The sequence below is a fragment of the Arthrobacter sp. 01N442 genome (genome assembly GCF_056399345.1).
Genome location: NZ_JBFTRD010000002.1, coordinates 78,934 through 93,311 on the forward strand (window position 1 = coordinate 78,934; position 14,378 = coordinate 93,311).

A 14,378-nucleotide genomic window follows, 5' to 3' on the forward strand; every position below is an offset into this window, starting at 1 on the left:
CAATGACATCCCTACAAACTGCTGAGAAGGGCCGCCTGGCCCATCCGCCTAGGTCAATTACGCCCCGCCACCAGCAGAGAAAATATCCTGCGAAATCTTCTGCAACTGACCCCGCAACTGCTCCAACTCCTCCTTGGCCTTATCCAACGCCGCCTTCGTCTCCGGCCACGTCGAACCACGGAACTCAGCAGCCAACGGACCATCCCACACATTCGGATCCGACAGCACACGACCCTGCGCATCCAACGCCGAAATCTGATCCGTAAACCCACTAGAAATAATCGACTGCACCTGACCAATAGCAGCCTTGGCCTGCTCAGTAGACAACACACGCGACATAGAAACCCCCAAAGTGAAAATATAAACCGCCGACGGCATCACCGCCGGGGCCGGGAATGCCCGTCACTATCAACACTAAACCAATAAATCCAACAAATGGCGTAATATCTTGTCGCTGGTGCCGCATGCCTCGCCGGGGCTCGAACCCGCGCGGGCGCCCGAACCTAGAAGGGCTGAGTCCCAAACCTTGTCAGCGCCTCCGCCTACAGTCTCACCCATGGCGACGTTTGCCCGCGACGGTTTCCAGAAGATGATGAGGAGATGCTGACTGTATCCAGAGAGCATCGAGGCCGTATCGAACATCACGACACGGCGAAGGGACTGAATTGAAAGCGAATGATCGTGGTGGCTTCTCAAGCCACATCCTGAGTGCAAGAGATAAGTTCTCCTCGGGACTCGATCAATGCCGTAAGAGTTGCTGTTACTAAGGAGCTCGAGTCTCTAGACGCCACCGTTAGCATCCATGACGCGAGCTACTTCAGTCACACGTTCGCTCCCGACCTATTGCTGAGGTGGCCCGAAAAAGCCGAACGTCCGGTGTGCGGTGGGATTTCGACCAGAGGATCTTGACGTCTCGAAACCCTAGGGTTTCGAGGCACTGAGGTTATGAGACACATAGATCCACCGATGGCGACCGGTTCCGGTGTCCGTAAGGGGATCGGCTTACGGGCAATTGGTGGTCTTCGTCATTCGTCGGGCACGATAGGAGCCATAACCGTCGAACTTCGCCCTTGGACGCTTGAAGATGCACCAGCGCTGTGTGAGGCAAACCGGCAGAGCCCGGACCTAAAGACGCAATTTGGCAATGCGGATCTAGCCAGGATCGATCAGGCGCGTGACTACATCGGTGACCAGCTTCCGTTCACAGAGTCCCGGCGAAACTGGGCTATCACGATCGATGGTGCTGCTGTGGGCAATGTAGGACTATCAGCCATTGACCGGCGCCACGGAACTGCTTGGGCGTACTACTGGCTCGCCTCGGCGGCCCGTGGCCGCGGCTATACGGTGCGTGCCCTTGCAACGATTTCCGCAGCGGCGTTCGACGACGGCCTCTTCCGCCTCGAGCTAGGGCACCGGGTCAACAATCTCGCTTCGTGCAAGGTCGCCACCAGTGCCGGCTTCATCCCGGAAGGTATCGAGCGCCAGAAGCTGCTGTACGGTGCTGAACGCTTCGACGTCGAGACCCACGCGAGACTGCGTACGGATTCAAGCCCGAATCTCACACTGCTCCCGTTATCCCAGTAGGGGATCCCTTCCGCGCGGAACGATGCGACAAACAGCGCCGTAAAAACACCGCCATTTATCGCCGCGAGTCACAGCGAAGTCGCTTGGTTTCATGACTTACGGCGGGTGCCGGCTCCCGGGACAGCTCTGGCGGCGATGGCTGCCAGGTCACGGGCCGGTCCGGGCGGTGGTGTGGGGCCGGTCTGCCAAAGGGCGGTCAGGGTGCGGCGCAGGGGTAGCCCGCGGACGGGAACGGCGATGAGCCGTTGCAGGGCGAGGTCGTCGCGGACGGCCAGTGCGCTGAGTACTCCGGGGGCTGTGCCGGCTGCGATGGCGGAGCGGACGGCAGCTGTCGTGGAGAGTTCCACCAGCGGATCTGCCAGGGACGGGGCCCCTGCGGTGGCGAGCAGGTGTTCGAGGGCGTCCCGGGTTCCGCTGCCGTGTTCCCGGGTGACCAGCGCGGTTGTAGCCAGTTCGGCTGCTGTGACGGGGGTCCGGCGCCGGGCCCAGGGGTGGTCCGGGGCGACGACCACGACCATGTCATCGTTCTGTACCGCCGCTGCGCTCAGGTCCGGGGGAAGGTGCGGGCTTTCGATGAAGCCGATGGCTGCCTGACCGGATCGGACCAGGGCTACGGTGGCTTCACTGTTGTTCACCGTCAGCTCCACGACGGTGGGGACGAGTCCGAGGCTCTCCTGCTGGCGGCGCAGCGCGACCAGCCAGAGCGGCAGCAGGTGTTCGGCAATGGTCTGGCTGGCCGCGACCTTTAGTTGCCGGGCGGTGTCGGATCGGAGCGAGGCGATTCCGGCGTCCAGGCGTTCCGCGGCTGCGAGGACCTCCGCCGCCCACCCTGCGACCAGTGCACCTGATTCTGTCAGGGTGGATCCCCGCGGTGTCCGGGTCAGCAGGGCGGATCCGATCTGGGACTCCAGGGAACGCATCCGGGAGGAGACAGCCTGCTGGGACAGTCCAAGATGTTTCCCGGCGGCGGAGAGGGATCCCAGATCATGGACCGCGGCGAGCATTTCCAGGGCGGAGAGATCCGGTATCCGGGGGCTGAGCATCGGGGAATCTCCTTCAGAAACGTCACATGTGGTACAAGTCCGGCTTGTACCCTGACAAGTGTATGCCCCCTACTGCGGCAGGTCCCGGTCCGGGAGCATGGAAGGTATGGAATCTCTGCTGCTGACCGCCGACGAACACCACGCCACACCACCGGCACAGACCCGGGGCGGCCGCACCGGGGGCCGGCGCGTCCTGCGCCGTCTGGATAGGCCCTCGGAGCTGTTCGCGAACCTGACCCCGAATTGGTTCGCCTCCATCATGGGTACCGGGATCGTCGCGACTGCCGCCGCGACGCTGCCCCTGCAGTTTCCCGGCCTGCGCACTGGCGCCACCGTCGTCTGGGCTCTGGCGTCCCTGCTGCTGATCCTGCTGAGTGCCGCGACCGGGGTGCACTGGATCCGGCACCGGGAAACCGCCCGAAGCCACCACAGCCATCCGGTGATGGCGCACTTCTACGGCGCACCGCCCATGGCGCTGCTCACCGTCGGCGCCGGTACCCTGCTGCTGGGCAAAGACGTCCTGGGCGAACAGCTGGCACTCGGCATCGATACGGTGCTCTGGATCGCCGGGACCCTGCTGGGGCTGGCCAGCGCCGTCGCTGTCCCGTACCTGCAGTTCAGCCGGCACCAGGTCACACAGGACAGTGCGTTCGGCGGCTGGCTTATGCCCGTCGTCCCGCCCATGGTTTCGGCCTCCACCGGGGCCCTGCTGCTGCCCTACATCCCGGCCGGGCAAGCACGCCTGACCCTGCTGATGGGCTGCTACGCGATGTTCGGACTGAGCCTGCTGGCCTCCATCATCATCACCACACTGATCTGGAACCGCCTCGCCGGGCATAAGATCGGGGCCGCCGCGGCAGTGCCCACCTTGTGGATCGTGCTGGGCCCGCTGGGCCAGTCCATCACCGCCGCGAACCTCCTGGGCGGGAACGCCCACCTCGCCGTGTCCGGGACCCTGGCCCGGGCGATGGAAGCCTTCGGCGTCTTGTACGGGGTGCCGGTTCTGGGCTTCGCGCTCATGTGGGCCGCCCTCGCAACCGCCATCACGATCCGCACCGCCCGTCAGGGCCTGCCGTTCTCCCTGACCTGGTGGTCCTTCACCTTCCCCATCGGAACCTGCGTCACCGGCCTGACCGGCCTCGCCGCCCACACCCACCTCGCCGTGTTCGACGCAATGGCCGTCGCAGGCTACACCCTGCTGGTCGCCGCGTGGATCATCGTCGTCGCGCGGACCTTCCACGGCAGCATCCTCGAAGGCACCCTCTTCCAGAAGCCCGCAACGACCGCACCGTAGGCGGGCCGCAGCGGACCAGCAACCCGTCACGCAAACAAGCAACCGTTAACAGCGCCCGAGGGTGGCCTCATGAAACCCCGGACAACACCCGGTTCACAGCAACGCTCACCCACCAACACAAAAGGGTCCAGGTCGCCCGCCCGATTGCAGCGGCCATTGATCGCCGTCGGCGTGCCACTCCTCCTCGCAGCCGGCGCGCTCACCTACGGGCTCACCGCAAACGGCAGCGGTCAACCGACCCCGTCAGCAGAGAAGGGCCCGACCATGATCGAAGGAGTCATCAGCTATGCCGGCCTGAGCAGGAACCACGTCCAGACCGCGGTGACCTATCCGCAACGTCCCGGCGTCGGCGGAGACCACTCACCGGTGTGGACGAACTGCGGAGCCTACGACCGGCCCGTGCAGGAAACCCGGGCAGTGCACTCCCTTGAACACGGTGCCGTCTGGATCAGCTACCAACCCGGGCTTCCCGCCGATGACATCGCCAAACTCGCCCGGCTTGCAACCAACCAGAGCCACGTGTTGGTCAGTCCCTTTCCCGGACAGGGATCCCTCATCGAAGCAACCGCCTGGGGAAAACAACTAAGCGTCACAGACCCGGCAGATCCGCGGCTGTTCGCATTCATCAAAGCATTTCAGCAGGGTCCGCAGACACCCGAACCCGGCGAGACCTGCAGCGGCGGAGTCAACGGATAAATCAGGAGACATACCGCCGCTCGACCGGTCAGCCCCCAACACGCGCTGTCCCATGCACTGCCGCTCACCCGTTGATGGCTCCCGGGCGGGACGACAAACCGCCAATCTAAACTGCGATTTAACCGCCAACTCCGACTAAAAGTCACATGGGTCGAAAGTTCGTTGGTTTTCGAGCAACTCGCGGATACATGCGGTTCTTGTAACTATGTCTCGAAACCATCTGGCTGAACCGGTGTATTCACCATTAGTTATGAGACACCCCGGCAGCATGGCGAAACTGATCGGCTACGCACGCGTTTCGACGCGGCAGCAGTCCACCGACCGGCAGGCATGACGGCGGCTCCTGAACTGCAGTCGCAGCAGAGGAGACGATGGTGCGACCCAAGACAACTCAAGGTGCACGGCCGTCGTTCCCGGCATACGCACCCTGGCCAGCGCTCTTGTGCGCTTATCCCGGAAGGTTGCCTAGGATGATTTTCTCCATATTCGCCTGCAGATAGTGCTGTCCCTGCACACTTGGGTGGTCGCCGTCGGGTCCGATCAGCTTGTCAGCCTGTCCCATGATCCATTTGTTCTCAATGGGGTCTACAAAGACGGCCCCCGCCTCGGCCGCTGCAGCCCGGTCCTCATCGCGCACCTGGAGTCGCGACGGTTCGGGTGCGTTTGTGTACGACGGGGGTCCCACCACCACAACTCTGGCATTCGGTGACTTGGCATCAATCTCGGCCAGTGTCTTGGCGACGGCCCGTTTCAGCTCCGTTTTGTCCGCGCCCATGTCGTTTTCGGATCCGAAAACCAACACCAATTGGGTCGTCTTTTGAACGCTTCCTTCGACTTGAGTCAGGAACGTAGAACCGCCGTCGCCGTTACTGACGTAACCGCTGCCATTAACTGAGGCATTGCGAATGGCCAGAGGATGCTGCCCTCCCCTGGTGTCGTGCTGAACTAGATTGGGCCATGCCATGGCCGGACTCGTTCCGTGCCCTGTGCTCAGCGAGTCTCCGATGACGACAACCTGCGCGGCAGAGGGGGATCCCCCGGTGGACCCCGCCTGCGCCGGCGGCCCTGAATCGTGCCCCTGGTCCAACAGATGGAACGCTGCCGGGTCGGTGACATGGGCCGCAGCAGACAGTAGTCCTGTCGCTGCGACCCCCAGCAGGATTTGCAGGGAGTGCCGTGAACGTGGTTTCAAGAAGCTTCGTCCTGGGGTGATTAGGGGGCCGCTGTCGAGGTGACCACCCTAACAAAAAGTCTTTCAACCACCCTGTGCCGGCCGTGTTGGACGGGCAGCATAAGCAGCAAGATGCACGAGACTCGGCCACAGCCCCACGTCTGCGGCCGGGAAACGTCGACCCGTATCTACGTGCGCGACCGGCCGCGGATGAAGTGGAAGATCAGGACCACGACGGCGATGACCAAGAGCAGGTGAATAAACCCGCCACCAATGTTCCCGATCAACCCGAGAAGCCAGAGAACAGCAATGATGATGGCTATCCAAAGCAACATGAGAATCTCCCTTGACTCGTCCGCGGATGCAAATGCTGAGTCCGGCGGAAGCCCCCACCAGATGTCGTGTGGTGGCTTCACCCTATGCCCGGATCGCTTCCTTGAAAATGGGTAAAAACCTACAGGCGCCTGCTCCCGATGCCGGCTCCGAAAGGTTGAAAACCCTATGTCCCACCACTACCGTTTCTTGACGTGGACTCGACCTTCAGCGCGGAATTGTTCGAATGGCGTGGGCCGGCGCCCTTCTACTGGCTAGCGCTGCCCGCAGAGGTGTGTGACTACGTCCGGGCCGAAGCAGCTGCGGCCACCTACGGATGGGGCGCCATCCCGGTGAGTGTCCGAATCGGCGCCACCGAATGGGAGACCTCGCTGCTGCCCCGCAACGGCGAATACGTGCTGCCGGTGAAAAAGGACGTCCGCGCCAAGGAACGGTTCGGCGACGGCGACACCGTGACGGTCGCCATGAGCGTGGCTCCCCGCCGCGGCCGGGCCGCCAACGGCACCGGCCCGACTGTGTGAGGCGCGGAAAAGCTTGCTGACAAGCTCTGCCGCGGGTCGCCACTAAGCCTTCCACGTAGGCTAGGACGTCACGACTCCTCCCGCATACCACTGCGCCCCCGCTGCTGAATGAAGGAAGCCCATGAAGAAACTCCTCCCGGTCTCTGCCGTGCTGGGCGCTGCCTGCTTGAGCGTCGCCGGATGTTCAACCGCCGCCCCTGCTCCGAGCCCGACCGTGCCGCCTGCGAGCGCCACCTCCTCCGCGGCCGCGGCCCCGGCCTCCGGCTGGGAGCTGAACACCGCGGGCGGAGCCGAACGGATCAAAGCGGCAGGCCTGACTGTCCTCACCGAGGAGGGCGCAGCCGAGCACTTCCACGCCCATCTGGACGTCTTCGTGGACGGCAAGCCTGTTGCGGTGCCGGCGGACATTGGTTTCAGCTTCACCGCGGCCGGCCAGCCGAACGGCATCTCGGCGTTGCACACACATGACGAGACAGGCATCATCCACATCGAGGCACCGGTCGCCGGCGCAACCTATACCCTCGGCCAGCTTTTGACCGAGTGGGGTGTCCTGGACGGCACCGGAATGCCCGGCACCGCGCATTCAGCGCTAACGGGTTGGTCGGTTGCGGTGAACGGCGTCAAGCAGGCGGGGCCGGTCCAGGCTGTCGTCCTGAAAGCCCACGATGAGGTGGTCCTGTTCCACGGAACGGCTCCGGAGCCGCTGCCCGCAAAGTTTACGTTCCCGGCCGGCCTCTAAGCCCTTCCCTCGGACGACGGATCACACATCAACGCCCGAGGGCCGGGTGCAGATGCTCACTCCCAATGGCGACGCGGGCCTGGACGGCAGCCGCTTTGAGGGAGTCCGCAATGGACTCACCGTGCAAGGTCGCCGCCAGAAAGCCGGCCATGAACGCATCGCCCGCACCGTTTGTGTCCACTACCTCCGCGGGAACGGCCGCGACCTCATGCCGGGTCCCGTCCGCTTCCATCGCTATGGCGCCTTCCGCCCCGCGTGTGCACACAGCCAGTCGGGGCCCCCGGGCGAGGCAAGAGCGCATCAGCTCCCAGGGATCGCCGGTCCGGTCATCATTCATAAAGACGGTATCCGCTGCGCGCAGGAACGGCTCATGGAACGCGGACGAGCCGTCAAAGTCATGAAGGTCCACCCACAACGCTGTTTGCCGGACCTCCCCACGCCCCAGTAACAACGCCCCAAATTCGCTCAGGTCAATCACGGCAACGTCGGCCGCGGCCACTGCCGCGGCGGCAACGTCCAGTTCTTCGTCCGCCGGCGGGGAAGGAACAGAAACGTAAAGAGATACCCGGCCTCCGGCGTCAGTCATGAGGTTGACGTGACGCTCGGTGCGATCAGACGTGACAGCTTCGACGGCGACGCCGGCCGTGGCGAGGGCATCGCGCACCCGGCCGCCGGCGTCGTCCGCGCCCAAAGGCGAAAACAAGCGCACGTCAACGCCGAGATCCGCCAGATGTAAGGCCTTCCCCGCTGACGTTCCTCCGACCGTATGCCAGGCGCGCCGGGCAAACTGCATGTGCGGAACAGGTTCGGGGAGGTGGTCAAGGAGGATCAGGTGGTTCCAGGAGGCGGGGCCACAAACGGCGACCACCGGAGAAGTGCGCATGTCCTCAGCCTAGCCAGCGGCACGCACAACCTCCTTAAGGCATCCACCTCAGGGGCGCGCCCGGCATTGGAGGCATGCGTCATGGAAGACCGCGGGGCCCTCCCTGGTGCACAATGCGTTCATGACCAATGACGCTCCACGCCCGGTCTACTTCCTTTCGGACAGCACGGGCATCACCGCGGAAACGCTGGGCAACACCCTGCTCACGCAGTTCCCCGAGAACGACTTCGACCGCATCACGGTCCCCTTCATCACCACCGTCGCCCAGGCACGCGCCGTCGTCAAAGTCATCGACAACCTCGCCGCCACGGGCCTGCAACCCATCGTCTTCTCCACCGCCGTCGGCAGCGATATCCGGCAGGCGCTGGCCACCTGCAAGGGGATTCTCGTGGACCTAATCGGCACCCACGTGGGGCAGCTGGAGCAGGCCCTGGGAGCCCAGGCCAGCGGGGAACCGGGGCGGGCCCACGGCCTCGGCAACGCCGCCCGCTACCAGTCCCGAATGGCCGCCGTCGAATACGCGATGGAGCACGACGACGGCCAGAGCCTGCGCGCCCTCGAAAAGGCGCAAGTGATCCTGGTGGCCCCGTCCCGCTGCGGCAAGACGCCCACCACCATGTACCTCGCGCTGCAACACGGCATCTTCGCCGCGAACTTCCCGCTGGTGGACGAGGACTTCGAACGCGAAGGACTCCCCAAGCCGCTGCGGCCCTTCGTGTCGAAGTGTTTCGGCCTCACCACCAACCCGCTGCGCCTGAGCCAGGTCCGCACCGAACGCCGCCGCGGCTCGCCCTACGCGTCGCTACGGCAGTGCGGCTTCGAGCTCCGCAGCGCCGAACAGCTGTACGTGTCGCACGGAATTCCTTATCTGAATTCGGCCAGCGTTTCGGTGGAGGAGATGGCAGCTACCATCCTCCAGAAGATGAACCTCAAGCACTGAGGCGGCCTTCACAAGTGTTGCGTGGACCACATCGTGTGGAAACACCGGCGCCGACCTGTCACTGTAAACAGGACTTGCGCCCATCAACCAGCGCCGCCCCACGCGGGGCGCATTACGGCATGTCACCATCTGCAAAGGAGCAGCAACCATGACGACGGACATCCTGTGGTTCTCAGAACTCGGACTCAAGGACCTGGACCGGGTGGGCGGCAAGAACGCCTCCCTCGGTGAGATGGTGCAGAACCTGACTTCTGCCGGTGTCCAGGTGCCTGACGGCTTCGCCACGACAGCGGACGCCTACCGCCGTTTCCTGGCCGATTCGGGACTGGACCAGAAGATTGCCGACCGGCTGGTGGGACTGGACACCGACGACGTGACGGCCCTGGCGGCAGCCGGCCAGGAGATCCGCGCCCTGATGCGCGAGACGCCCTTCCTGCCGGACTTCGAAGCGCAGATCCGCGACTCCTACCAGCAGCTGGTGGACAAGCACGGCGGCTCCGACGATCTTTCCTGGGCCGTCCGCTCCAGCGCGACCGCGGAGGACCTCCCCGACGCCTCCTTCGCCGGCCAGCAGGAAACCTTCCTCAACGTCCGCGGCATCGAGAACATCCTGGCCGCCATCAAGGACGTCTTCGCGTCCCTCTACAACGACCGGGCCATCGCCTACCGCGTGCACCACAAATTCGAGCATGCCGAGGTGGCGCTCTCCGCGGGCATCCAGCGCATGGTCCGCTCCGACGTCGGCGCTTCGGGTGTCATGTTCACGATGGACACCGAGTCCGGGTTCAAGGACGCCGTCTTCGTGACCTCCTCCTACGGCCTGGGCGAGGCCGTAGTCCAGGGGGCCGTCAACCCGGACGAGTTCTACGTCTACAAGCCAGCGCTCGCGGCCGGCCGCCCCGCCATCCTCAAGCGCGGACTGGGCGAGAAGGCACTCCAGATGACGTACACGAGCAACCGGGAAATCGGCCACACCATCGACTTCGTTCCGGTGGAGGCCTCCCTGCGGAACCGCTTCAGCCTCACCGACGACGACGTCGAGCAGCTCGCCCGCCACGCCGTCGCCATCGAAAACCACTACGGACGCCCGATGGACATCGAATGGGGCAAGGACGGCGTCGACGGCGGCCTGTACATCCTGCAGGCGCGTCCGGAGACCGTGCAGTCCCGGCGGACCTCCGGCAGCCTGAGCCGTTTCCGGCTGAACGAATCCGGGCGGGTCCTGGTCGAGGGCCGCGCCATCGGCCAGCGCATCGGCGCCGGCAGCGTCCGGATCCTCACCGCGATCGACCAGATGGCCGCGTTCAAGACCGGCGACGTCCTGGTGGCAGACATGACGGACCCGGACTGGGAACCGATCATGAAGCGCGCCTCCGCCATCGTCACCAACCGCGGCGGACGCACCTGCCACGCGGCGATCATCGCCCGCGAACTGGGGATTCCCGCCGTCGTCGGCACCGGTGACGCCACCGACGCCCTCACCGACGGGCTCGAGGTGACCGTCTCCTGCGCCGACGGCGAGACCGGGCTGATCTACGACGGACTCCTGGACTTCAGCGTCGAGGAAACCGAAATCACCCAACTGCCCGAGGCGCCGGTCAAGGTCATGATGAACGTCGGCACCCCCGAGCAGGCCTTCACGTTCGCCCAGCTGCCCAACCACGGCGTGGGCCTGGCCCGGCTGGAATTCATCATCAACCGCCAGATCGGCATCCACCCCAAGGCGTTGCTGAACCTGGACGAACAGCCCGCGGAGGTCCTGGCGGAAATCCAGGAGCACATCGCCGCCTACGACAGCCCCCGCGACTACTACATCAAGCGCCTCGCCGAGGGTGTGGCAACGATCGCCGCGGCCTTCGCGCCGGAGCCGGTGATTGTGCGGATGTCCGACTTCAAGTCCAACGAGTACGCCAACCTGCTGGGCGGCCCCGCCTACGAACCGCACGAAGAGAACCCGATGATCGGTTTCCGCGGCGCCTCCCGCTACCTGGAACCGTCCTTCCGGGACTGCTTCGACCTCGAGTGCGAGGCGCTGTCCTTTGTGCGCAACGAGATGGGCCTGACCAACGTCAAGCTGATGATCCCGTTCGTGCGCACCATTGACGAGGCGGCCGGCGTGATCGAGCTGCTCGCGGAAAACGGCCTTCGCCGCGGCGAAAACGGCCTCGAGGTCATCATGATGTGCGAGCTGCCGTCCAACGCGCTGCTGGCGGAGGAGTTCCTGGACTACTTCGACGGCTTCTCCATCGGCTCCAACGACATGACCCAGCTGACCCTGGGCCTGGACCGGGATTCCGCCATCGTCGCCGGCAGCTTCGACGAGCGCAACCCTGCCGTCAAGAAGCTCCTCAGCATGGCCATCAAGGCGTGCAAGGAGCGCGGCAAGTACGTGGGTATCTGCGGCCAGGGCCCGAGCGACCACCCGGACCTAGCGGAATGGCTGGTCGCCGAAGGCATCGATTCCGTCTCGCTGAACCCCGACACCGTGGTGGACACCTGGATCCGGCTCGCCGGCGTTGCGGACGCGTCCGCAGGTCCCGACGCCGTCGCTGCCGCCGGCGTCGCAGCCGGAAACTAAGCACCGGTGGCACCCCGGTCTGAAACCCGGGGCGCCGCTGCCGGTCCCCGGCCGGTCCCCGGACCGGGGTGCCGCCCAGGTCCCCGGACCTGGGTGCCGCCGCCGTAGCAGTAAGCGCGATTTCGTAGCGCTGTAGAAATCGCCGGTAGAATCAGGGAACGACCCCCTGCCGGCAGAACGCCCGCGGGAGCAACAATGGCCGCCGCCGGCGAAGGGAGTGTTCCATGCGCACCGCCGCCAGGGCACCCTTCCACGCCTTGCGCTCGGCCATCGTCGCGACCACGATTGTGGCCCTCGCCGCGGCAGCGCACGTCGTCGCCGGCGGCCAGCTTCCCGCCCCCGCCATCCTGTTTGCCTTCCTGGCCCTCACCGGCTTGGTTACCACCACGGCCACCCGCCTGAAACTGAACCTTTTCGCCATGACCGGCCTGCTCGGCGCCGGGCAGGTGGTACTCCATGAGGCCTTCGCCGCGTTCAGCGCCCCGGACAGGGGGCCCGCCGCGGGCGCAGTGAACAGCGCAATCGCCACTCACGCGCACCACGCCGTCGTGGGCACAATTCCGATTCCGGCGGACCACCTCCAGCTCCACCAACTGGACTCCGCGTTGGCCCTGTCCATGCTCATCGGACACGCCCTGGCAACCCTCGCCTGCAGCCTGCTCCTGGCCAGGGGCGAGGATGCGCTCTGGGCCCTCGCCGCCTGGCTCCGCCCGCTCGTCCAGCTCCCGGCCCCGGTATCGCCGCGTCCGGCGGCCGCACGCGTCCTTCCGCCCCGAACCGACGGCGCCATTCCGTTGCCCTGGCGCAACCTCCGGCGCGATTGCCGCCGCGGGCCGCCCGCCGTCGTCGCCTTTCCCTAACTTTCCTTCCGGCTGCGGCCGCTCCTGCCCGACCTAGTCTCCGTGCATCCGCCACGGCGGGCAGCCGTGCCGTGCCTACTGCTTCCGAGCCTCCCCGTTTCCGTGCGCCGCCCTACCCTGCCGCGCACCCGCCTGAAAGGCACCTGTTTTGAATACCTCAAAGCCCAAGTCCACCTTCCGCCGCGCCCTCTCCGCCACCGCCGCTGCCGGAGGGACGGCAGCCCTGATGCTCGCCGGCATCAGCGGAGCATCGGCCCACGTCGAAGCGACCCCGGACAAGACCGCGGCCAACTCCTACGCGCTGCTCAGCTTCGCCATCCCGCATGGCTGCGACCATTCGGGCACCACGAAAATGACCATCACCCTGCCCGCGGAACTCAACGATGCGCAGCCCACGGTGAACCCGAACTGGACCGCGGCCAAGGTCACGGAGAAACTCCCCGAACCGAAGAAACTCGCCGACGGTTCCTCCATCACCAAGCGCACCAGCCAGATCGTCTACACCGCCAAGTCCCCGCTGAACCCGGAATTCCGCGATGTCCTGGTGCTCTCCGTGAAACTGCCGGACACCCCGGGGAAGACGCTTTACTTCCCCACCCTGCAGGACTGCGAGCACGGACAGACCAAGTGGACCGATATCCCCAAGGATGGCCAGGACGAGGAGTCGGTCAAGAGCCCGGCGCCGTCCGTCACGGTCACCGGGGCGGTCGCGGGGACCGACGGGCACGGCGCCCACGCGGCTGCGGCAGCCGGCAGCCCGGCGGCGGGCACCCCTTCCGCCTCAGGTGACGACGGCGGCGGCCAGGCCAGAAGCTGGGCTGGCCTTGTCGCCGGCGTCGGCGGCCTGATGCTGGGCGGCCTCGCGCTGCTCCGCAGCCGCAAACCCGCCGCTGCCCGGGTTCCGGCCTCCGGCGCCGCAACCAAGGAGTAATCCGCCGCGGCGTAAGCCTCGGCGGATTGAGAGGCCAGGTTGGTGCCCGGAAATCACAATCCGGGCATCAATCTGGGCCCTTCGTCGTGGCGTCGTTGACTCAGGCAACCGTGCAACATCAAAGTTGTGCCATGAGGCCTCAGCAGATGAAGAACAAACTGGTAATTACTTCCGTGACCGCGGCCGCCGCGGTCGCGCTGCTGCTCAGCGGCTGCGGCCCGAGCCAGCCGCAGGGCGCCGCGACCGCCACCTCGCCGTCGTCCTCTGCCAGCGCGCCGAGCGAGTCCACTACCGCCAGCCCCACCACGACGGAGTCCGGCGGAGCTGCCATGGCGTCATCCGCTGCCGCCCCCTCGTCCTCCCCCGCAACCGGTCCGGCCCGGTGCAAGGCCGCCAACCTCAAGCCCTCCCTTGACGCCAGGGGCGGCGGAGCGGCCGGCAGTGTCTACATGCAGCTGATCCTGAAGAACTCGGGCACTGAGCCGTGCCTGCTCAAGGGCTTCGCGGGAGTGTCCCTCACCGCCGGCGCCAACGGAGCTCCCATCGGTGCCGCGGCGACGCGCGACGACTCCACCGCCGTCGCCGACGTACTGGTCGCCCCGGGCCAGTCCGGAAAAGCCACCCTGCGTTACACGCAGGCGGGCAACTACTCCGACTGCACCCGTACGCCGGCCGCCGGTTTCCGGGTCTACCCGCCGGAAGACACGGCATCGCTGTTCGTCCCCGTACCCAAGGACGCTTGCCGCGAGTCGGCGATCAAACTCCTGACAATCGCGGCGTTCACCGCGGCGTAGCCTCCGCCTCA

The 14,378-nt window shown here is 65.6% G+C and carries 15 protein-coding genes; 10 read left to right on the forward strand and 5 right to left on the reverse strand.

What is annotated here, in order from left to right:
- Nucleotides 1-57 precede the first annotated feature (57 nt).
- Nucleotides 58-339, reverse strand: a complete 282-nt coding sequence (locus AC1DNC_RS02730; protein WP_476861576.1) for a pyrophosphorylase — start codon at nt 337-339, stop codon at nt 58-60.
- Nucleotides 340-966: 627 nt separating this feature from the next.
- Between AC1DNC_RS02730 and AC1DNC_RS02735 the strand changes: the two genes are divergently transcribed.
- A complete protein-coding gene (locus tag AC1DNC_RS02735) occupies nt 967-1,584 on the forward strand; it encodes a GNAT family N-acetyltransferase (RefSeq protein ID WP_476861033.1) in 618 nt (205 codons plus the stop codon).
- Nucleotides 1,585-1,673: 89 nt separating this feature from the next.
- Here AC1DNC_RS02735 and AC1DNC_RS02740 read toward each other — a convergent pair whose 3' ends face one another.
- Entirely contained in the window at nt 1,674-2,627 is a 954-nt protein-coding gene (locus AC1DNC_RS02740) for a LysR family transcriptional regulator (protein ID WP_476861034.1), read from the reverse strand.
- Between the two features lie 106 nt (nt 2,628-2,733).
- Here AC1DNC_RS02740 and AC1DNC_RS02745 point away from each other — a divergent pair, with 106 nt between their 5' ends.
- Both AC1DNC_RS02745 and AC1DNC_RS02750 read left to right on the forward strand, forming a co-directional pair.
- Nucleotides 2,734-3,921: a TDT family transporter gene (locus tag AC1DNC_RS02745; protein WP_476861035.1), complete on the forward strand. Its 1,188-nt coding sequence runs from the start codon at nt 2,734-2,736 to the stop codon at nt 3,919-3,921.
- 156 nt (nt 3,922-4,077) lie between these two features.
- Nucleotides 4,078-4,617 (forward strand): DUF3105 domain-containing protein, encoded by a 540-nt coding sequence (locus AC1DNC_RS02750; RefSeq protein ID WP_346958968.1) that lies wholly within the window; start codon nt 4,078-4,080, stop codon nt 4,615-4,617.
- 448 nt (nt 4,618-5,065) lie between these two features.
- Here the strand turns inward: AC1DNC_RS02750 and AC1DNC_RS02755 are convergent, their stop codons facing one another.
- Both AC1DNC_RS02755 and AC1DNC_RS02760 read right to left on the reverse strand, forming a co-directional pair.
- On the reverse strand, nt 5,066-5,809 hold the full coding sequence (locus tag AC1DNC_RS02755; protein WP_476861036.1) for an SGNH/GDSL hydrolase family protein: 744 nt from the start codon (nt 5,807-5,809) through the stop codon (nt 5,066-5,068).
- Between the two features lie 167 nt (nt 5,810-5,976).
- Nucleotides 5,977-6,123, reverse strand: a complete 147-nt coding sequence (locus AC1DNC_RS02760; RefSeq protein ID WP_441418987.1) for a lmo0937 family membrane protein — start codon at nt 6,121-6,123, stop codon at nt 5,977-5,979.
- A 192-nt stretch (nt 6,124-6,315) separates the two neighbouring features.
- Here AC1DNC_RS02760 and AC1DNC_RS02765 point away from each other — a divergent pair, with 192 nt between their 5' ends.
- Nucleotides 6,316-6,642, forward strand: coding sequence for a DUF1905 domain-containing protein (locus tag AC1DNC_RS02765; RefSeq protein WP_476861037.1), 327 nt, complete (start codon nt 6,316-6,318; stop codon nt 6,640-6,642).
- Between the two features lie 121 nt (nt 6,643-6,763).
- Nucleotides 6,764-7,381 carry a hypothetical protein gene (locus tag AC1DNC_RS02770; RefSeq protein WP_476861038.1) on the forward strand — a complete coding sequence of 206 codons (618 nt, stop codon included), beginning with the start codon at nt 6,764-6,766 and terminating at the stop codon, nt 7,379-7,381.
- A gap of 28 nt (nt 7,382-7,409) precedes the next feature.
- Here AC1DNC_RS02770 and AC1DNC_RS02775 read toward each other — a convergent pair whose 3' ends face one another.
- Nucleotides 7,410-8,264, reverse strand: coding sequence for a carbohydrate kinase family protein (locus AC1DNC_RS02775; protein WP_476861039.1), 855 nt, complete (start codon nt 8,262-8,264; stop codon nt 7,410-7,412).
- Nucleotides 8,265-8,385: 121 nt separating this feature from the next.
- Here AC1DNC_RS02775 and AC1DNC_RS02780 point away from each other — a divergent pair, with 121 nt between their 5' ends.
- From AC1DNC_RS02780 to AC1DNC_RS02800, 5 genes are all read left to right on the forward strand, one after another.
- Complete coding sequence (locus AC1DNC_RS02780) at nt 8,386-9,204, forward strand: pyruvate, water dikinase regulatory protein (protein WP_476861040.1); 819 nt, start codon at nt 8,386-8,388, stop codon at nt 9,202-9,204.
- 148 nt (nt 9,205-9,352) lie between these two features.
- Complete coding sequence (ppsA, locus tag AC1DNC_RS02785) at nt 9,353-11,782, forward strand: phosphoenolpyruvate synthase (RefSeq protein ID WP_476861041.1); 2,430 nt, start codon at nt 9,353-9,355, stop codon at nt 11,780-11,782.
- 224 nt (nt 11,783-12,006) lie between these two features.
- Entirely contained in the window at nt 12,007-12,642 is a 636-nt protein-coding gene (locus tag AC1DNC_RS02790) for a hypothetical protein (protein ID WP_476861042.1), read from the forward strand.
- A 148-nt stretch (nt 12,643-12,790) separates the two neighbouring features.
- On the forward strand, nt 12,791-13,573 hold the full coding sequence (locus AC1DNC_RS02795) for a YcnI family copper-binding membrane protein (RefSeq protein ID WP_476861043.1): 783 nt from the start codon (nt 12,791-12,793) through the stop codon (nt 13,571-13,573).
- A 131-nt stretch (nt 13,574-13,704) separates the two neighbouring features.
- The gene (locus AC1DNC_RS02800) at nt 13,705-14,367 is read left to right on the forward strand and encodes a DUF4232 domain-containing protein (protein ID WP_476861044.1); all 663 of its coding nucleotides are present in this window, start codon (nt 13,705-13,707) and stop codon (nt 14,365-14,367) included.
- Nucleotides 14,368-14,378 lie beyond the last annotated feature (11 nt).